The 20,620-nt window shown below is 48.8% G+C and carries 19 protein-coding genes; 4 read left to right on the forward strand and 15 right to left on the reverse strand.

The features are described from left to right. Positions 1-7: 7 nt before the first annotated feature. The 7 genes from ACFSW8_RS01595 to htpG form a co-directional block, all read right to left on the reverse strand. Complete coding sequence (locus ACFSW8_RS01595) at positions 8-1,594, reverse strand: NAD(P)/FAD-dependent oxidoreductase (RefSeq protein WP_377089981.1); 1,587 nt, start codon at positions 1,592-1,594, stop codon at positions 8-10. Between the two features lie 228 nt (positions 1,595-1,822). Continuing rightward, positions 1,823-2,254, reverse strand: coding sequence for an rRNA maturation RNase YbeY (ybeY, locus tag ACFSW8_RS01600; RefSeq protein WP_377089979.1), 432 nt, complete (start codon positions 2,252-2,254; stop codon positions 1,823-1,825). Positions 2,255-2,256: 2 nt separating this feature from the next. After that, entirely contained in the window at positions 2,257-3,888 is a 1,632-nt protein-coding gene (locus ACFSW8_RS01605) for an HD family phosphohydrolase (RefSeq protein ID WP_377177281.1), read from the reverse strand. Between the two features lie 285 nt (positions 3,889-4,173). Beyond that, complete coding sequence (locus tag ACFSW8_RS01610) at positions 4,174-5,130, reverse strand: PhoH family protein (protein ID WP_377177283.1); 957 nt, start codon at positions 5,128-5,130, stop codon at positions 4,174-4,176. A gap of 167 nt (positions 5,131-5,297) precedes the next feature. Then, a complete protein-coding gene (locus ACFSW8_RS01615) occupies positions 5,298-5,900 on the reverse strand; it encodes a nitroreductase family protein (protein WP_377089975.1) in 603 nt (200 codons plus the stop codon). Positions 5,901-6,104: 204 nt separating this feature from the next. Then, positions 6,105-6,635 carry a dihydrofolate reductase family protein gene (locus ACFSW8_RS01620; protein WP_377089973.1) on the reverse strand — a complete coding sequence of 177 codons (531 nt, stop codon included), beginning with the start codon at positions 6,633-6,635 and terminating at the stop codon, positions 6,105-6,107. A 98-nt stretch (positions 6,636-6,733) separates the two neighbouring features. Beyond that, on the reverse strand, positions 6,734-8,569 hold the full coding sequence (gene htpG, locus ACFSW8_RS01625) for a molecular chaperone HtpG (RefSeq protein WP_377089972.1): 1,836 nt from the start codon (positions 8,567-8,569) through the stop codon (positions 6,734-6,736). A 161-nt stretch (positions 8,570-8,730) separates the two neighbouring features. Between htpG and ACFSW8_RS01630 the strand changes: the two genes are divergently transcribed. After that, positions 8,731-9,159, forward strand: a complete 429-nt coding sequence (locus ACFSW8_RS01630; protein ID WP_377089971.1) for a hypothetical protein — start codon at positions 8,731-8,733, stop codon at positions 9,157-9,159. 14 nt (positions 9,160-9,173) lie between these two features. Then, positions 9,174-10,796, forward strand: a complete 1,623-nt coding sequence (locus ACFSW8_RS01635) for a hypothetical protein (RefSeq protein ID WP_377089970.1) — start codon at positions 9,174-9,176, stop codon at positions 10,794-10,796. A 16-nt stretch (positions 10,797-10,812) separates the two neighbouring features. Here ACFSW8_RS01635 and ACFSW8_RS01640 read toward each other — a convergent pair whose 3' ends face one another. The 8 genes from ACFSW8_RS01640 to ACFSW8_RS01675 form a co-directional block, all read right to left on the reverse strand. Next, positions 10,813-11,646, reverse strand: coding sequence for an SIR2 family NAD-dependent protein deacylase (locus tag ACFSW8_RS01640; protein WP_377091540.1), 834 nt, complete (start codon positions 11,644-11,646; stop codon positions 10,813-10,815). A gap of 5 nt (positions 11,647-11,651) precedes the next feature. Further along, a complete protein-coding gene (locus ACFSW8_RS01645; RefSeq protein WP_377177285.1) occupies positions 11,652-13,028 on the reverse strand; it encodes a DUF58 domain-containing protein in 1,377 nt (458 codons plus the stop codon). Between the two features lie 42 nt (positions 13,029-13,070). Continuing rightward, entirely contained in the window at positions 13,071-14,063 is a 993-nt protein-coding gene (locus tag ACFSW8_RS01650) for an AAA family ATPase (RefSeq protein ID WP_377089969.1), read from the reverse strand. Then, positions 14,060-15,241, reverse strand: coding sequence for a DUF4350 domain-containing protein (locus tag ACFSW8_RS01655; RefSeq protein ID WP_377177287.1), 1,182 nt, complete (start codon positions 15,239-15,241; stop codon positions 14,060-14,062). The genes ACFSW8_RS01650 and ACFSW8_RS01655 overlap by 4 nt, the downstream gene beginning before the upstream one ends. Positions 15,242-15,258: 17 nt before the next feature. Beyond that, positions 15,259-16,743: a DUF4129 domain-containing protein gene (locus tag ACFSW8_RS01660; RefSeq protein ID WP_377177289.1), complete on the reverse strand. Its 1,485-nt coding sequence runs from the start codon at positions 16,741-16,743 to the stop codon at positions 15,259-15,261. Then, the gene (locus ACFSW8_RS01665) at positions 16,733-17,707 is read right to left on the reverse strand and encodes a stage II sporulation protein M (RefSeq protein WP_377089965.1); all 975 of its coding nucleotides are present in this window, start codon (positions 17,705-17,707) and stop codon (positions 16,733-16,735) included. The genes ACFSW8_RS01660 and ACFSW8_RS01665 overlap by 11 nt, the downstream gene beginning before the upstream one ends. Positions 17,708-17,714: 7 nt before the next feature. Then, positions 17,715-18,473 carry an RDD family protein gene (locus ACFSW8_RS01670; protein ID WP_377089964.1) on the reverse strand — a complete coding sequence of 253 codons (759 nt, stop codon included), beginning with the start codon at positions 18,471-18,473 and terminating at the stop codon, positions 17,715-17,717. A gap of 62 nt (positions 18,474-18,535) precedes the next feature. Next, on the reverse strand, positions 18,536-18,937 hold the full coding sequence (locus ACFSW8_RS01675) for a hypothetical protein (protein ID WP_377089963.1): 402 nt from the start codon (positions 18,935-18,937) through the stop codon (positions 18,536-18,538). Positions 18,938-19,060: 123 nt separating this feature from the next. Here ACFSW8_RS01675 and ACFSW8_RS01680 point away from each other — a divergent pair, with 123 nt between their 5' ends. Both ACFSW8_RS01680 and ACFSW8_RS01685 read left to right on the forward strand, forming a co-directional pair. Then, on the forward strand, positions 19,061-19,669 hold the full coding sequence (locus ACFSW8_RS01680; protein WP_377089960.1) for an MBL fold metallo-hydrolase: 609 nt from the start codon (positions 19,061-19,063) through the stop codon (positions 19,667-19,669). 92 nt (positions 19,670-19,761) lie between these two features. Continuing rightward, a complete protein-coding gene (locus ACFSW8_RS01685) occupies positions 19,762-20,538 on the forward strand; it encodes a PEP-CTERM sorting domain-containing protein (RefSeq protein WP_377089959.1) in 777 nt (258 codons plus the stop codon). Positions 20,539-20,620: the final 82 nt, after the last annotated feature.

A 20,620-nucleotide genomic window follows, 5' to 3' on the forward strand; every position in this document is an offset into this window, starting at 1 on the left:
CTCCCTCTTAGCGTCGAACCAATGCACTCGCAGCTTCAGCACATTTCACACCATCTAGGGCTGCCGAAACAATACCACCCGCATAACCTGCTCCCTCACCACAAGGAATCAACCTCTCGACTTCAGGATGCTCAAAGCTCTCCTCATTTCTAGGTATCCTCAGAGGACTCGAAGTTCTCGTCTCAAAGCCCAATAAATTAGCTTCTTCCCCCACGTAGCCCTGCATCTGGCGACCAAATTTCTTCAACCCAATCTTCATCCGGTAAGAGACATCGTGTGGCAATATCTCATCCAATCGGGCCGATGTGAGCCCCGGAAAATAACTTGTTTTGGGCAAGGTGTCAGAGAGTTTGCCGGCAATAAAATCAACCACCTTCTGCCCTGGTGCTTTTTGCACCCCTCCTCCTGCTTTTGAGGCCTTAATCTCTAGATCTTTCTGGTACGCAATACCTGCTAGAATGCCATGCTCCTTCTGAAACGCCAATGTATCCTCAGGCTCCACAGTCACCACCATCCCACTATTCGCAAATGGGGAATCGCGCCGCGCTAAACTCATTCCATTCACAACCACCTCGTCGTTCTCCGTAGCGGCCGGCACGATAAAGCCCCCCGGACACATACAAAACGAGTGAACCCCTCTCCCATCAATCTTCGTGGCAAGTCGATAGCGAGCTGCAGGTAGAATTCTTGGGCGCTCCATCCCACGCTCATAACTATATTGAATAGAGTCAATCAACGGTTGCGGGTGCTCAATGCGCATCCCCACAGCAAAAGGTTTTTGCTCCATCAAAATCTCCTTGTCCGCCAGTAATTTGTAGATGTCACGAGCACTGTGCCCAGTAGCCAGAATCACCGCCTCGCCCGAGATTTCACGCCCATCAGCTAAGACCACGCCAGTCATCTTCTTCCCTCCAGTACTCATCAAGAAATCGATGACTTTGGACTCGAAATGGACCTCACCTCCGGCCTCTAGGATCGATTGACGCATCGCCTTTACCACATTTGGCAACAAATTCGATCCCACGTGCGGGTGCGCATCAGTCAAGATCTTCTCAGGTGCCCCATGAGCTACTAAGGTCTCGTAAACGTCACGCACCGGACCACGCTTAGTCGCACGGGTGTAGAGCTTCCCATCTGAATAGGTGCCTGCTCCACCTTCACCAAAACAATAGTTGGAATCTTCTATCACCCTCCCCTCCTTCATGATTGGCCCCAAATCGAAGCGACGCGCTGAAGCATCTTTCCCTCGCTCTACAATCACTGGCTTAAAGCCCAGCTCAATGCTACGAAGGGCGGCAAAAATCCCCGCAGGACCACACCCCACAATCACAATCACTTTCTCTCCCCCCTTCAACCTTGAATAGTGAGGCTCAGGCTTTTCATACTCAGGCAAGGGACCATCCACCCCCACTTCCATACGCATCTGAATCTTAATCTGCTTCTTTCGCGCATCAATAGAATGCTTCTGTAGTCGAAATGCCTTCACGCGCTCAGGCTTGACATGCAATTTTTTACAAATCGCCTTCTTCTGAGCTTCAAGATCCTCAGATTTCTCTAAAGGCAAAATGATGTCTACCAGTTCGTAACGCGCCATGCCCCACTCATGCGTGAGCTCCTCTAGATAGTCAAGACGACTTCGCCTTTAGCGAGCTTCCACCAACTAGAAATGCTCAAGCTGACAGTCCATACATGCATAACGATGCCACTTGCCGCATGAAATGCGATGTGCCATTTACAATCTCTCTCGCCTAGAGGGATTGTAGCTATTCTCAATAAAATTCAAACCTTGCCGCCTCGTGTTGGCAATGCTTCCTTCTATCCGCTAGCACCAAACTTCCTCTAAAATGCGTGCCTGAATCTCCTCCATTGCTTCACGCTCACCCGCCTCCGCATCCTCATGCCCAGAGAGGTGCAGTAGCCCATGAATGATGTACAGCATCAACTCATGTTCAAAACTATTTCCATATTGCTCCCCATAGGCTTGGGCTGTTTCCACACTGATGACGATCTCTCCATGCGCAAAGGTAATCACATCAGTGGCCCCGGGAATATCCATGAAATCCCGATGCACCTGGTCAATTGTCGCATCATCCACCAAACTTACCTCCACAAAATCAAGTCCCGCTAGGACACCTCCACCGTTTGCGGGATGAGCTAATGCCATCGGTAATGCCGCATTCGCCGCCGCCTCCCACTTTTCCATCAAAGATGCAGGAAGCTCCTTTACCTCCTGGTTATTATAAACCTCGACCATCACTATGCCGACTTCGCAGACTTCACAGTCTGTTTGACTGTTTGCTTACCTGACTTCCTTTTCTCAAGTGGAGTCTCAACTTTACGCTGTAAACTCGATGGCCTTCCAGCCATCCGCAACTCCGCATCAGTCTTACGATCCTCCTCTCTCGGGTAATCAATACGGCTGTGCAACATGCTGCGTAATGTTTTTGCAAAACTTTCACGAATCTTCTTTAGATCCTTCAAGGTCAAACCACAGTCATCCATCTGCCCCTCAGCAATGCGCTTGCTGACAATGTCATCCACGAGTGCTCCGATCTTTGCTGGCGTCGGCTTCGTCAAGGTGCGTGAAGCACTCTCCACACAGTCAGCTAAACTGATAATTCCACTCTCAGGAGTGCGTGGCCTTGGCCCAGCATATCGGAAATTTTCCTCATTCACATCAGGCAAATCCTCCACGTTCTCCAAACCTTTACCCGCCTTCTTCTCAGCCTCACGCCGCGCCTCCCGCGCTTTGTGATAAAAATAATATACCAATGAATCACCATGGTGCTCACGAATCACATCCACAATCATCGGATTGAGTTTATGCTTAATCGCTAAATCCACCCCATCCTTCACATGCGCAATAATCACCAAGGCTGACATGCTCGGCGTCAGGGCATCATGCGGGTTCTCTTCCCCCTGGTTTTCAATAAAGTACGTCGGCTTCTTCATCTTGCCAATGTCATGGAAATAAGAACACACACGACACATCGTCGCATTGGCCCCCACCTCCTCAGCCGCCGCCTCTGCTAATGAGGCCACAATCAGGCTGTGATGAAAGGTGCCAGGTGCCTCCAGCTGCATTTGACGCAGTAACTTGTGATTCAAATCACTCATCTCTAACCAACTGATGTCTGTCGTGATGCCAAAAAATGACTCGAGTGCAGGTAAAATCCCACTCACCACCATCGCAATCAAGAGACTCACACCCACTGCCCCAAGCATCTTCTTCACCATCGCCTGGAATAAACCAGCATCCTCCGGCAATAAAATTAACTCAAATGAAACCCCCACCAATAAAACTACCAAACCCGCATAAAAACCTGCTCTCAACAAGGCACCACGGCGCCTTACGCGCTTGGTCAATATCACCACAGCCAATCCCGTAATCAAACTCAGCACCATGTACTGCATCCCCACTACCGATGGCGCCAATAAAGAGCCCAACATCGTCACCACGTAGGTGGTGAACATCCCACTAAGACGCCCCAAGAGTACTGAGTTCACCAAGGGTGCGAAAGCATACGGCATCAACAATAAGACATAACTGCTGTCCTGCGTCATCCCCCCAACCATCATCGAAATGAAATAGATCAGGGCCAAATGGAGCAAAATACTGCCAAACACTAAGGCTACACGCCCATTGCGTACCCTGTGCAAATGCTGCATGTCGAATAACGCAATCAAACCAGACGCCATCAACACATTCACAAATACTGCCGTCTCAGTAGGTATCAACCTCGCTTCCGCATTCCCCGCAGCATAGACAAACAAGCTGCTGGATATCACAAATAAGAGATACAAAAAGATACGAAAAAATAAACTGCGGTCAATCGAACCAACCACCGCACGCTCCCCTTGCGTACGCCGCTTCTTGCCAGAGGACATGCCTTTTTGAGCCAGCTGCCTCCTCTTTAATAGATCAATAACTCCCACGGGTTTTCTCCTTTTATCAGTACGATAGGACGTCAGACGCCCTTTCACAGCCTCAGCTCTACCCCGCCACCTCACACATTGCAATCTACAAATTCCCCCAGTTAGAGACACTTTGTCTCTATCCACCCCGCATCGACTGAACTTGCTAATTAAATGATACCCTGCCCCTACCCAAAAAAACAGCCTTTGCCCCATTGGGCTTCCAACTCACGCAAGCCCATGAACCACTCGATTCCCTTACCCTCGATAAGCATCATAGGCCTCAATAATGCGCGCCACCACAGGGTGCCTCACCACATCAGCTCCAGAAAATCGTATGAATTCCACACTTTCTACCGCCTTGAGTGCAGCTTGAGCTTCTATTAAGCCAGACTGCTGCCCTTTTTTTAAGTCAATCTGCGAGGTATCTCCAGTCACCACACAGTGTGATCCTTCCCCAATCCGCGTTAACAACATGAAAAGCTGCTCCGGTGTCGTATTCTGAGCTTCATCCAAAATGACAAAGGAATTTGCCAGTGTCCTCCCACGCATATACGCTAATGGTGCTATCTCTATAGTACCATCTTCCATGTAACGCTTGCCAGTCTCAGGGTCGAGCATGTCATGCATTGCATCGTACAAAGGTCTCAGGTAAGGAGCCACTTTTTCCTGTAAATCACCAGGCAGGAACCCTAAGGCCTCACCAGCCTCCACTGCTGGACGCGTCAACACGATCCGATGAATCTTCTTTGCCTTCAGTAAACTCAAGGCCATTGCCATCGCCAAATATGTCTTACCCGTTCCAGCTGGCCCCAGCCCGAATACAACATCATTGGCCGCCATCGACTGCACATACTTTACCTGCTGAGGAGTGCGTGGCACGACCGGCTTGCGACCACTCGTCCCTAGAAGCTTGATCTTCCCCATTTGAGCCACACCTGTCCCACCACCCGCCGCCGCAACATCAATGGCAGTTCGAAAATCTTTCCCTGTGATTTCAGAGCCACTGCGGCGCGCTTCCTCTAAATCCAAAATCGCACGCTTTGCCTTCTCCACATTCAATGCATCACCGCGCAATAAGATCCACCCTTCTCGCGTCACCACCTTCACCCCCAGCTTTTCGTCAATATAAGACAATTGTCTCGTCTCATTGGCAAAAAGCGCATGCACAAATTGTGGAGTCTCAAACTCCAGGCGTTCCTCAATCATATCCATGGTGGGCATAGCTGTATAACTCTATGATACCACACAAAGATGCAAGCCCATCATGCATTTCTTGAGCAAGAAAATAGCTGGTATGACATACATCGCCCTACCAGCTATCTCCAAGAACTCACACCAGCTGTATCCCTAGCAACTAGAGTGAGTCGTTATATGACTCCCTAAAATGTGTCGTAGTGCACCACTGTCTCGTCAGAAAGCCTTGCTCCTCTATCCCATGCTCCCTGGCTCTGCTTGCCTACCGGAATCATAAAACCAAGCATCATCCCCTCTGGTAAATTGACCAGCTCAGACACAGCTTGCGGATCAAATCCAATCATCGGACAAGAATCGTATCCCAACTCGCGTGCCGCTAACATCAATGTCATCCCCGCCAATGCCGTCGAGCGATTTGCTTCATCCCGAATTAACTGCTCCTTACCCTCATAAAATGGCTTAATCATCGGTCCTAGTATGTCCTGAACCTCCTGAGGTGCGTGCCCCCAATATTGTGCTGGGTCAGCCTCATGCGCGTTCAAATCCGCACACATAATAAATAATACACTCGCATCTGTCACCTGCGCCTGGTCCCATGCCGCGGCCCGTATCTTCTGACGCAGTTCTTTATCGCGAATGACTAACAGACGATAATTCTGCATGTTAAAGGACGATGGCGCTAACTTAGTCAACCGAATCAGCTCAGCTAAATCCTCTTGCGGCATCACGTGTTCTGGGTCGTAATGCTTAATGGATCGGCGTGTCTCAATGTTTTCTCTCGTGTTCACAACTATGATTAGAATGGATGTTAGTAGTTGCTCGCCTAGAAATTTCTAACGAGCACCATACTCTATGCCACAGAACTCTCCGCATGCAAGCGAAGCTGACACTTTATGAAACTTTTCTGAGACTGCCTCACCCACAACACCCACAGACACAGTTTCCCAATTAAGACCAAGCTGCTGGCAATAGTCGGAACGATTCCCCCCCCACTAGCGTTTCCGCAGATATTCACTCTTCACGATTTCTCCCAGCAGCACATCGGACTTAATATGCTGCCAATGCAATGGCTCAGACAGCTCCCCAAATAATGAGATCCCACTACCTAATAAAACAGGTATGCGAGACACAATTAATCTATCAACTCGATCCTCCCTTAATAAACTCTGAATCAACTTGCCTCCATCTACGTAGAGCTTCTTAAACCCCTTCCCCTCCAGCTTGCCTATCACCTCAGCGAGTGCACCACTAACCAAATCCACCTTTCCCTCGTAGCCCTCTGGCACTTGCTTCAGTGAAGCACTAAGAACAAATACTGGCTTCTCGTAAGGCCAAACTCCGAAACTCACCACCTTCTCAAAAGTATTCCTCCCCATCAGCAAAGCATCAACTCGCTCCATGAAAGCCGCAAAACCTAAATCACTCCCCTCAGGATTTGGTACACAGTCCAACCATTCAACCCCACCATCTTCAGTCGCAATATAACCGTCCAAGCTCGCTGCGATATACACAAAATTTGCCATATCTATCATCTAACCTATTGGCTAAGGCCTGTCGACTGTGCCGACAAAAAAACGACCACCGAGATTCCCCGGTGGCCGCCTAAATTCAAAGTCAAAACTTACTTCGCCACGCGAGCGAGAAGATCGTTCATGCGAGAAACCATTTCCTGTGGATTCTCCAGAAGACCCGCCGCCAATAGTGCGTTGTCAGTCAGCTGCTGAGTCACGAGCCCAGCAAGATCTGCATCGCGTTGTTGCAGGCCAGCAAGATTCTTAATCACCTCAGAACGTGGATTGATTTCAAGCGTCACTTTAGGAGCAGGCACTTCCTGTCCCATTGCCTTCATCATAGCCATCATCTGAGCATTCGGTGCATCCTTTGGCGCAAGTGCTGCAATAGGACTATCTACCAGACGCTTGCCCGCTTCCACCTTCTCTACGCGCTCACCGAGTGTGTCACTCATGAACTTAGAGAGTGTTTCCACTGAGGCAGCATCAAGTGCCTCACCTTCAGTCTCAAGGTCGTCGAGCTCAAGGTCTGCGCGATCCGCAGGCACAAGCTTCTTACCCTTGAACTCAGGCATAGAATCGAGAACGTATTGGTCCACTTGATCGGTAAACAAAGCAACTTCTAGACCACGAGCCTTGAAAGCTTCAAGATAGGGACCCTTTTCAAGGATGTCTCTTGAGGCTCCTACGAGGTAATAAATTTCTTCCTGACCGTCCTTAGCCCGGTCGATGTACTCAGCAAAGCTCGTCTGAGTCCCCGCCTCCGTCATTGTAGATTCAAATCGAATGAGCCCACCTAATGCCTCTTGGTGCTCGAAACTGGTCGCAATCCCTTCCTTTAGGAAACGGCTGAACTTACCGTAAAATTCATTGTACTTCTCCGGATCGTTCTTTGCCTCGGTGGCCAAAAACTTGAGGAAACGCTTTGTGATCAGCTTATTAAGCTTCTGAATGAGCGCGCTGTCCTGCATTGTCTCACGAGAAATATTGAGCGGAAGGTCAGCCGAATCAATGACTCCACGAAGGAAACGAAGCCACTCAGGTAGCAGCTTCTGAGGCTTAGAATCAATAAGCACCTTGCGGCAGTAGAGAGAAACACCAGCTTCCATCTGCCCCATTCCAAATTGCTCTTGGTTCTCGTTAGGCACGAACAGAAGTGCATTGATCGCTAGTGGTGCATCAGCACTGAAGTGCATGGTGTACTTGGGCTCATCCCAAGCATGCGCTACAAACTTATAAAATTCATTGTATTCTTCTTCAGACACTTCGCTCTTCGACTTGAGCCATAGCGCGTCAACTTTGTTCACACGCTCACCATTGAGCTCAATTGGGAAAGTCACAAAGTTTGAGTACTTCTCAAGAATCTCCTTCACGCGATCAGCCTTAGCGAATTCCTCTTGGCCTTCCTTGAGCTTGATCACCATCTTGCAGCCGCGAGTCTGCTCGTCAACTTCCTCTACCGTGTAGCCAGTGGCGCCGTCTGAGGTCCACTTCAGGTTCTCAGCACTCTTGTCCCACGAATGTGTGTATACCTCCACTTCGTCGGCAGCCATGAATGCAGAATAAAAACCAACACCAAACTGACCAATCACATCCGCGTTGCTATCTCCCTTTTCCTTGAGCTGCTCAAGAAATGCCTTTGTTCCTGAATGGGCAATCGTTCCAAGATTCTCAGAGAGTTCTTCACGAGTCATCCCGATGCCAGAATCAGCAATCGTTAAAGTGTTGTTCTCCTCATCTGTGGTGAGCGAGATCTTTAACTCAGCGTCTCCCTGATAAATGTCATTTTCAGTGAGTTGCTTCAAACGAACCTTCTCAAGCGCATCAGACGCGTTGGATACCAATTCACGAATGAAAATTTCTCGGTCTGTGTAGAGCGAGTGAATGACAATATCCAGAAGCTGTTTCACCTCTGCCTGAAACCCATGTTTTTCTGCTGTAGCCATAGTTTGCTTATTTCTAAAGCGCGCAATCTAGGCCATTTGCCCCAGCATGCAAGCCTCATTCCTCACTCATATATTCCCCCCATTATGATCCATCAGAGATAATTCCATCCTCAACACCTTCCCACTTGCTTCCATCCATCATGTTCTGTTAGTAACATCCTATGCGTTTATTCTGTGTCGCACTGATGAGCTGTACTATCAGCCTAATGGCTGAAGATGCCCCCCAAGTCCTCAAACCCATTGACCCAGCAACCAAGCACCCCAGCGGGGTGAACAAAAAGCTCATGTCCGATGACAAAACCTACGGCTACTCTGAAAACAACCCCATCCTCGTGGGAAGCAAAGACGAATTTGGGGGACCAAAAGCCGAACGAGACTACTTGAACAGTCTCCTCGGCCCAGAGGGGAAACCCATTCGCTTCAAACGACTCTTTAGTGGCGGTAACAGCCCAGATGGTAAGCCTCTCGATTGCTATGAGATTACCATCTCCAATGGCACCAAAGTCCGACTCTGGATCTCCATGTACCACCCGAAAAATAAACCAGAACGCCAACCAGCACCCGTTGGATTCTATAAAAAACGCAAATAAGCCACCTCTACCCAATGAAAACATTTCTAAACCTCCTCCTACTCTCAAGCCTCTCAGTCACTCAAGCCTCAGAACATTGGTGGAAAGTCAATGGCCCACCCACCACTGGGAATTACGCTGGCGGTAACACCCCCGAAGACGCCACCGACGCTCTCACCAAATTCCTCCAACAAAAAGAATGGACCGAGTGGGAAACTTATGAAGATGAACTCGTCAAAATCCAATACCCCAAACACCCACTCCTAGAATTAGAAGTTCGAAAGAATAATACCTCCATTCGTGTCGAAGGTGGAGTCTGTACCACTGTCGATAATTCTTTCCAAAATGCCTATTACCTCACTGCCGATGGCGCAACCTATGGCGTCTTTCTTCTGCAAGCAAGCGATTGGTTTGATGATGGTGTCTGCTTCTGTGGACCAATGGTCCACCATGTCAAGCGTATCGAAAATAGTAACATTGTCCGCTTCAGCCTGCTTCCAGGAGGAGCCGTCAAAAAAGCTCAAATCCTCGGTGATAAACTTCGCCTCATGGCCTTCGAGTGGACCCACCTAGCATGTCCCAGAGAAGTCTATGAAGAAATGGTCGAAAGGATGGAACTCAAAATTAAGTCCAAACATACTCCTGCCACCCTCTCCAGTGAACTCGAAAAACGCTACAACTTCGACGGCCCCACACGCCTCATCCATGTCGGCATGACTCCCGAACAAACCATCTCATTGTTAGGTAAACCAGTCAAAAAGACTGCTGAAGAAATCACCTGGCACGGAGTATCAAATGACTACAGAGTGAGCTTCACCACCGTCTTCAAAGAAAACCGACTCACTCACATCAAAGATAATAGCATCAGAGCTCTCAGTGACACAGCTATCGAAGGCACACTCACCTGGGCCACAGATCTACTTGAAGAGGCACAGGAACAAGATCCCCCAACCACCATCGCCCCAGCCACTCTCGATAAAATCTCCGAAATATCCCTCGCAGCAATCCATCCAGACCCATCGCAATCATGGAGAGCTCTCCACTTACTCGAACTCCTCGCTGAGAATCACAACCACTCCAATCCACAAATCAAACAACTCATCCTAGAAAATAAACTCCCCACCGATAGTCTCGGGTTACGCATCGTCAATGCCTACTGCGATCTCAAAGCGATCAACATCAAACAAAAAGAAACCTGGATAATCCAAGCCATCCAAGATCTAGCGCCTATCAATGCCTTCAAAGCCAAAGGTTCAGCCTTCAGCTCAGGATACACTGAAAAATCCTCCCTCATGAATGACCTCCTCACATCCCTCAGTCAATCCAATCAAAAAGCCACTAAAATTTGGGCCAAAAAATTAGCAAATGCCAATAACCCTAGTTGGTACCCCATCTTGTTGGAGGAACAGCATGACCTCTTTAATGAAAAAGAAATCACCACCCTTACACTCAAAGCCCTCAAGCATGGAAAAAAACTCGAAAACGGCTCCCTCATCTACGCCGCATTCGAAACCATCCCCAAGCTAAAACTCAATGCTACACAACACAAAGAAATCAGCGACCTGCTGGACGCCCTCCCCGATGGCCAAAAAGAATCCGACTGGCATAAGGCTCTGATGAAAGCAAAACAATCTCTCGCACCACCTAGCACCACTTAATCCAATCAAGACAGGATCACGCCCCTTCAAATAGCGTATTGATGCGCTGCAATGCCTCATAGGCACCACTTGCCACTGACAGCACTTCGCTACCACCATCAGCCTCACGTGGGTTAATCCGCACCGTGGTTCCTGGCATCTTTTCTGAAGCCAATCGAACGGTTGGAATCGCGGTCCCTGCACCCATTTCAATCGTCACCACCTTCTTCCCACGCATCTTCCATCGCCAATCCTCCAGTTGGTCGTACTGCCCTTCACTGCGCTGATGAAGCCAGTGGTAGTCCCCAAACATTAGAATGTTGGGGCGAGCTAGCCCTCCGCAATGAGGGCACCTAGGTAAATCACCATCCGCTCTCAACCTTTCCTCACATACCTCAAAACCCAGCTCATCCATGGGCCAAATAGCTTCAGTGCACGCCCTCACACATTGCAGATGACGGATCGACCCATGACATTCGTATACCGAATCAAACCCAGCCCTCTGAAAATGACCATCTACATTTGAGGTGAAAACAAAATGCTCACGCCCCTCTACCCATTGCCGTAAAATGCCATATCCAGCATGCGGTTGAGTCACTTTATACAGAGCATAACGATGACCATAGAAGCCCCAGGCCCGCTCAGGGTCGCTCTCAAACCATTGAGGGTTAGCCAAATCTTGAAAGCCTAAGCCCTCACTTTCTAACAATGGATAAGCCCTCCAAAAACCTGCATCGCCACGAAAATCCGGCAATCCAGAATCGACACCCATCCCCGCTCCAGCTGTCAAAAAGATCCCCTCGGCCTCCCCAATCACCTCTGCGGCATGCTGGTACACTGAATTCATTGCATCTGGTGCCTCATCACTCATCTGTATCAAACTCTCTCTCTCGCTACTAAATAAGCGTTGGCCAATGCCACTGGTAAATCTTGAGCTGTCTCATCGACCGAGTATATCCCATGAGCCGCTAGCTCTTTGAGTATTGCTTGTCTCTCATCAAGGTACTGTTGGGTGGCTCCTAACGCCAAGGCCTCCTCTAAACTCCCCACAGGTTTTTCAAAACTGTCTACGACTTCCTTTTCCCTCAAATTTGCTAACACAGTCACATGCCTCTTCCTTACCAAACGTAAAGGATCAATGATATCAGAACCATCTTCCCCCCGGATGTTAGAAAGAAAAACTACCAAGGAACGACGACTTTGATTCATTAACAACTTCTCAGCAGCTTCCGCATAATCACTCGGAGCCGCCGTGGTTCTGTAATCATAGAGATGATTTAATATTGTCGTCATCGAATTCACGCCCTTGACCGGTGGAAGCCATCGCTGCTCACCACCGAAACTCATAACTCCAACATTGTCCCCCTGCTTCAAGGCCACGTAAGCCAATAAAAGCATGGCATTGAGACAGTGATCAAACTGGGGGATGTCGCCATCCATAGCTCTCATGCGCTGACCACAGTCAACTGCCAAAATGACATTCTGATCTCGCTGCTCCTGATAATCTCTTGAAATCAACTGTAGCTTCTTCGATGTTGCTTTCCAGTCCACCTTAGAAAGTGTGTCACCCAGCTGATAGTCTCTCAATTGATGGAAATCCTTACTCAAGCCAACACGATTCTTCATTACTATCCCCATCTGCTCAGGACTGCTCTCCATCGCCAATAAAGCAAACTGAATCACCGGTTCATAATTCGGATACACTCGCGTCTCATCACTCTCTCCAACGCGTACCTGCTTGCTCCACAAACAAAATGGAGATGTGATCTCAACATACCCCTCCTCAAGCCTACAACGACCTCGCTCGCGAATTTTAAGTGGGTAAAAAATGTGAACCTTCCCACCGGCTCTTACTTTCCCAGACCATGGCAATGCCTCACATTCCGCCACCATAGGTAAACCATCATACACCGCATAGCGAGTCGCCCAACGTGCTCGACTCACTAACTCGAGCTCCACATCCGCCGCGACATCAATAGCAAACCTCCCCGGCAATTTGCGCCGAAACTCAGGCGCAGGAACCATCGATAACAATACCGCATCCAATATCCCCAACACACTCCAAACAACCAAGCCCCCCCACCATAACCCTTCCAAACCAGGTACAACCGATGCCACTAGCCCAAGACATAACCAAACACTCGCAGCATAAAGCGCTCCCACAGCTGGCTTTAGCTTCAGCCACTTCCACAACAAAACTATCACTACGACCGGACCCACATAAAGCAACAAGCCAGTCAGAAATGAAGTCAAGGCACTCACGCTGCCTACTATCGTATTGCCTAGCATCACTGGCTACTGACGTGGGGCCTCCACTTTCGAGAGAATCTGACCGATGGCATCATCCACAGTGTGCCCACTGATCGCAAGCTCCGGAGCAAGCTGAACTCTGTGCCTCAATACAGGTAAAACAGACTGCTTAATGTCATCTGGCACAACAAAATCCCTACCAGCCATATAAGCGAACGCCTTCGCGACTCTAACTAAACTGATAGCCCCCCGGGTCCCAGCCCCGAGACTAATCCCCTGCGTACTGCGAGAAGCCCTAACAATATTTACAGCGTACTGCACCACTTCATCTACACAGCGAACCTCTCTCACCTGCTTCTGCGCAGCTATGATATCCTCTGGACTGTACAACTGATCTACTGAAGTTGCTGATAAACCAACACCAGATGTCACATCCCGCACTACCTGACTCTCGTCACTAAGACTCGGGTAATCCATCACTACCTTCATTAAAAAACGATCAAGCTGAGCCTCTGGTAATGGATAGGTTCCCTCCTGCTCAATAGGGTTCTGCGTCGCTAAAGTCATAAATGGAGGTGCTAACTTGATGGTCTCACCATCTATCGTAACTTGCCTTTCTTGCATCACCTCTAACAATGCTGCCTGAGTCTTTGCTGGAGAGCGGTTGATCTCGTCCGCTAATAATAAATTTGTGAAAATTGGCCCCTTCCTTACCTGAAAAGTCTGACTCTTCATGTCAAACAATGTAAAGCCCGTCACATCCGACGGCATCAAGTCAGGTGTAAATTGTATACGGCTAAATTGCCCACCAAAGGTGTGCGCTAATGCCACTACCAAATGCGTTTTCCCCAGTCCCGGCTTTCCCTCTAATAAAACATGACCGCCAGCTAAAAAAGTTGCTATCACTTGGTCAATTACCATGTCTTGACCAAACACTACCTTGCGCAACTCTGTGCGCAATCTCCGGGCTAACCCCATTGTCTCTCCCTCATGTTCGTTAGGAGCAGGTGAAAGTTCACTGGCTTGATAATCATTCATATGCTTTGAAGTAATAATTGAAGTGTTCGAGTTGTCTTGACCATCGTGGCTGCATCACGGGCTTCGCGCCGCGTCATAGCATCTTCTACCATCTCATAGTCAATGCCGGAGCTCTGAGCGAGCTTCTCATATAAATCTGTCGAATGCACAGCCTCTTGCTGCATGTGTCCACTACGCGACCTAACTGCATCCTGCAAAGAAAGTAGTAAAACATCCTCTCTCTTGCTCCGCCAAAAAAACTTCCCCGCATGCATCACCTGCTGTGCATAGTTTCGTGAGTGTCCCTCCTCTACATCTAGTATTGGCCCAAATCGAGGCATGTTCTTCCAAAGCCATACTACCAATAAAGCGAGGATCCCCCACAAGCCCATCCATCCATGTTCCTTGAGTAAGGTCAAAAAACCTGGAACTTCACCTAGCGAAAAGACCACTGCGCCGCCACCTATCGCCAAATAATCTAACATTTTAGCGTGATCCGCCATGCCTAGATATGGATTTCGAAAAGCACGAGCGTCAGTAAGCAAAGTGACTCTACCATACCCATACTCCCGGCTATAAAAGCGGTGTTGCTCCCCCTGATCTTTCCAATCATTGAAATACTCGCCATCCATGGTCTGAATCCTTAGATGCCCGCCCAGCAATAAAGTAAACTTCTCCTCCCCACCCAGACTCACAATACATTCATCGACATTGGGTAACACCTCTCCACTCGCATACTGGCTCTCCTTTCGATCCCATTTATCCCCTTCTTCCCATTCTTCTACCACCTCTAGATCGAGCCATTGTAACATTAATTCCACACCTCCACTAAGCTCCTCACCATCCTCTGCCCATAACTCCGGATCATGATCACTCACCTCTCCTAAGTCATACCAATAATCTTCGCCACGTTGCAAAAAAACCACCAGATGCCCCCCCTCATCCACCCAGTCCATCACCCTATCTGTATCTCCAACAGATCGAATGCTAGACGCCGGAGTAAATACCAGCCCCTCATCATCTGAAAACTTGAGAACCCCACTCATTGAAGCAACCTCGTGTCCGCCAGCTTGAAGGTACCTCTTTGCTGCTAGATAAGGATTCTGACGAGCTCGGCCCATATAGCCAATAACTCTCTCACGTGTCTCTTTGGGCTCCTGGTCGCATGAGACTAACCCAATCAGACTCAGTATAATCATGGTAATCAGCCCATACCTCATAACTTACCTCCCTCTATGGGCGTCACCGTCTGATAGGGCCAGTCGTGGCACAAGCGAAGAAAGTCACCCTCTTCTGGCTCCACTTTCCCATATGCCAAACGAACCCAGTGCTCAGTCAACAGCCCAAAATAAACCGAATCCTGACGACTAGACACCACGCGTTCTAAACATTCCCTCTCCGTGTCAGCTTCATCAATATCAAGCTCTGCAGAATGCACGAACCATGAAATAGCGCCACGATAAAGTAAACTCAGAGCCAATTGCCTCTCGCCACCCTCCCACGCCCTGCGCGCAGCTTCTACAATATCCTCTGGTAAAGTCTCAGGTGCAACCTCCATCCCCATCACACTTCTAATCTTGGGTTGCTTCTCAACACGCACTTGCTCCCCTCTCTGAAAGGTGTGCAGATTTTTCACAATCAACCATATCAAACCAACTACAAGCGCCGCTAGCACTCCCCAAAAAATGAGCTGAGCTAATCCCCCCATTCCAGCCATCCCTCCACTACCGAGGCTAAAATCTCCACCATCCGGTGACTTAGGCACCTCCACAGTTTCTCTATGAACCGTGAAGGCCTCATCCTCCAACACTCTCTCAAGTCGCTCATTAGCCGCTTGCACTTCTATCCCTCCACCCAAAAAAGCCATGCTACAGAGCAAGACTAACGAAACCTTCTTTGTCGTACTCTCTAGCAGCCTACTCACCCTCTCACTCATCCGCTTGAAGGCCAACTCAATATCCCAACCTTCAGTGATCGTACGACTATTGATATACATTGCAAAACCTGCCCCCACATAAAATGGCTCGATCAATGTGATAGCCACTAACAACAATCCCAATCCAGTCCAAACATATGGCTCAGGTATAAAATCAGCATCACTCTCAAGCACATGCTCCACCCAAAATTCCTCAATCACAACTGGATCTCCAAATAATCCAACCACACTCATAAACACAAAGCTCATCGAAAATACTGTCGCTAAGACCAATACCGCCCCAATTAATGATGCTTGAGTGGCCCCCTCTCCACCACTCCTTGAGAGTAAACTCACACGATCCGTATACGCCTTGCCTCGCAATCCCTCAAGCTCCAGCACAGGTTGACTTAAGCCCCTTCCCATCGCCAATGGCCCCGCCAATATTGTAACGAAAAAACGCCTAAAAACCATCGCAGGAAATGCCCTCAAAAGTTCCGACACCGTAGTGTCTTCACCAAATAAACGACGACTCAATACAAATAAAGGTACACGATCACAAATCGGTAAAACCCATAGACATAGAAACCCCGCTACCCATGGCCGCCCCTCAGCCCATGGCCAAAACTGCCCCATTGCTATGAGCACAAGCCAAAGTGGCACCACACATAAAAACCATGCCCCCATCACCTTGCCAAAGTTTTCACGCACCAAGGCACACCCTAAATCAATCGACTCCCAACGCCCACGTGGCCGAATCTCCGCCGTCACTTTCTCAAGCCTCACCGTGCCCCCTTCCCACAAAAATAAAATAAATAGCCAAGGCCACCCAGCCCAATATCCCCACCGTATATTTAATCACTGGAGCAAAATTCTCTGCTGACCAAAACCCCTCCACACACGCCGCAACAAATGTCAGGACAAATGCCCCATAGACAAGCGGCAAGCCTCTCTTCCCACTTTCTAACAATGCCTTTGCCCGCGTCATCCTCCCAGGGCTGATAATCCCAAGACCAATCCGCATACCAGCCATACCTGCTATGACCATTCCTGTTAGTTCATAAGACGAGTGCCCAGATACAAAACAAAAAAACTTCTCCGCATCACAATATTCTATCACGTAGGCCATTGCCCCACCTATCGCGAGCCCATTCATCAATAAAATGAAAAGGCTCCCAACCCCAGCAATCGCCCCCCCCGCTATGATCTGGAAATCAATGCCAATGTTGTTGTGGATGTAATGGCCAAACATCAAGAAGTTAGCTCCGGTCTCGTCACGAAAATCACTCACAGCATCACTGTCCTTAGACCATGTCGCATCTAATTCAGCCATCCCTTGACTTCCCAAAATACTGCGTACCCATTCCAAATCATAGGATACCGATACCCACATCCCAATAAGTGGCACCAAGAAAAATACCCAACACAAAACAAACAACTTCCACTCACCACGAACCGCCTTCGGGAAATCCCTTAGTAAAAAAAGAAATACCGCCTGTACAAAGCTTGTCGAACTCCTCGCCAATACTTTATGGCCTCTAATTACCTGTTGGTTGAGAAACTCACAAACTTGCTCACCATACATCCTATGACGTGCCGTAGATAACTCGACACATCGCTCGCGGTATTGCTTCGGAATAAGCTCGATCTGCTCTACCTGATCAGCCTTTCCTTTCTCTAGCAGCTGAATCTTGTGGTCGTAATCACTCCACTTCTCAGCCTTCTTACTCTCAAACTCCTTCGCGTTCATCCCTTCCTCACTTCCCCTCAGTTAACCAATGCGCCACTCCCAACAAACGGGCCATCCCGTCTTTGCCTGTCCCCTGAGACACAGCAGAGGCATGATCCGCCAGTTCTATACGCCTAGCTTCAGACCATAATCCCGCACGTGCTCGAAATGCCATCACAGCTGCTTGCTCCTCGCGTGTTAACGCCACTGGCGGCGCCACTTTACTCAAGGCTGGAGGAACAGTCGCATGCACATGCTCCACCGGCTTGGTATAAATCACCACTGTATTCGCCACTAAATCCCCAATTCGCTGAAACTTCTTAGATAATAAACTCGTCCCCAAACCCGCACCATACCCACCTAACATCATCCCTAGTCCTGCAGTCGGAATGCCCGGCATCATATCCACAAACCTCAAAATGTTCCTCACCAATACCTGTCCGCGCGTTGGAGCATTACCATACCTGTCCACAACCCTTATCCCCATTGACCTTTTGCCTGGCGTTGCACCACGCTTCCCTCCCTCAAAAAATGCAAAATACCCCCAAGACATTAAAAACAAACAAATCAACATCACCCCCATACCAATGTTCGCATTCGTCCCCGCTGCTATCCCCCCAACAATCATCGAGAGAACAATCAATACACCCGTAATAATGAGATAATCAATCAGTAAGGCCATAGACCTTACAAATGGACCGGCCACACGTAGCTGTATCTCCACACCATCACCCAGCTCCACATTCTGTAGTGTGTCAATTTTCCGATCTGTCCTTTCTCTTGTCATACTAATGTCCCCTCTCACACTGCTGTGCGCCTACTCCCCCTCCCCGAACATGCCTAGATTAATTACTTTGTCTCACTCTCTGGCTTAGCAGCACTCGCCCCCTCAATCTCTTTGAGCTGCTCAAGCTTCTTCTTCCACTCAGCTAATTGATTTCTAAGTTTTACTTTCTCCATCAGTGACTCAGACCACTCGAGATCGTAGTAACAACCACACATTTCATCCATGACCTCTAACTTCAAGGTCGCCACCTTCAATGACTTATCATCGGACTTCTTTACCAAGTTCAAAAAATGTACCCATTCCTCGCCCAATGCCTTCTCAAGGGGCACTAATTTTTTTGCATAGTCCGATTCCTTGGCATCTTCCATGAATTGATCACGGTATTTCTTGTTAGCCTCGACTCGAGCCTCCAACATCGTATTCAACTTCGCCATGTCGTCCGCCACCACGACCCCAGCCAACATAATCATACAAAACAAACTTCTCAAAATCATTGGCTCTATATCTAGAGACCTTGCTATCACAGAACAAGGTCGAAGTCTGAGATTTTAAGTTGAATTGACCGCGCGCGTGAGAAAAATACACCCATGCCAATTTTCAGCTACACAGGAGGACATGTTTTCACCAACGGGTACATCATTAACCACAACGACACATGCATCGTCGTTGATGCTCCAGCTCTCATTAATGAAGTCATCCAACAGGAAAAACTAACCCCGACTCACCTCCTCCTCACTCACCAACATTTCGACCACGTTGAAGATGTCGAAGCTTTACAGAAGCTCGGAGTGGAAGTTCTCATGCATTCCCCCTATTCAGAAAGGCTCGTGCGCCAAAAAGAAGCACGCGAAAATTGGGGCCTCCCTATACAAATCACTCCCTTCACCCCAGACACACTCCTCAGCGAACAAGAAAACTATACCATTGGAAACCTCGAGTTCACAATCTCTCACATCCCAGGCCACTCCCCAGACTCTATCTGCTTTTATTTCCCCGAACTCGAAGCCGTCTTTGTCGGCGATACTCTCATGAATGAATCACTCGGCAGAACCGACCTCCCAGGTGGCTCACACCAACAACTCGTCACCGGCATCCATCAAAAACTTCTCACCCTCCCACAAAACACCGTCGTTTGCCCTGGCCATGGGCCACAAACCACTGTCGCACACGAAAAAGAACATAACCAATTCTTATAGAACAATCTAACACCTCCCCCCTAAGTAATTTCCCCCTTTACAAAAATAAGCACATCTACTTATCATGCTAGGGTTCATTTATTTCTCCCACTATGAAACCCCACATAAGCATCCTTGCTACGGCATTCTGCCTCACAGCAACCACTAGCCACGCCGCCATACTTGCTGGCATTAGCTTCTATCGAAACTCTGGAAATATCAGCCAGATCGAAGATCCTAACAACCCAGGAACTAGCTTAATCACCGCTCTTGGCACCTCTAATTGGTACGCCCCTCTCGATCCTAATGCGGGAACCTATCAAAACGGTTTTGGAGCAGATGGCTTCCTAAACGTTCAGACAAGCCGTAATATGCCAGGAGTCCTCTCTGGCCTCACCCTCACATGGACCACAGGCGCCACCTGGGCCAGTGGATCAGGCGGAGACTTTACAGGTACGAGTGATGAAAACCTAGTCTTCACCGAGTTTTTCGATGACAACAGTGGAGCTGGTATCACCGTCAACCTCTCTGGAATCCAAAGCTTCCTGTCTGCCGGCCAAAGTCTCGTCGTACGAGCATACTCAAATGGCGCCGAAAATAGCGCTGGAAACCCCACATTTAATGTCACCCAAGGCACCCTTGGCACCCCTAACGATTACTTAAACCCCGACGGATCAGGTGATGGGAAAACCATCTATGAAGTTGCCGTCTCTGACATTACTGATGATTCGTGGACCATTTCCGTTCCACAAAGAAATACTGGCGGCAACACAACTACTAACTTTGCCGCAATCACCATCGAGGTGGTACCGGAACCCAGCATCCCTAGCCTCATGGGCCTCTGCGGAGTTGCCCTCATCCTCAGGCGGCGAAGAAACACTCTTACGTGATGGTAACGCAATAAAATGGCTCGGCGGGGAAACCTACCGAGCCATTTTTTATGTCAAAAAGCCATCGAAATGGCATGAAAAT

Origin of the sequence: Rubritalea tangerina (genome assembly GCF_042683245.1) — a bacterium.
Classification (GTDB): domain Bacteria; phylum Verrucomicrobiota; class Verrucomicrobiia; order Verrucomicrobiales; family Akkermansiaceae; genus Rubritalea; species Rubritalea tangerina.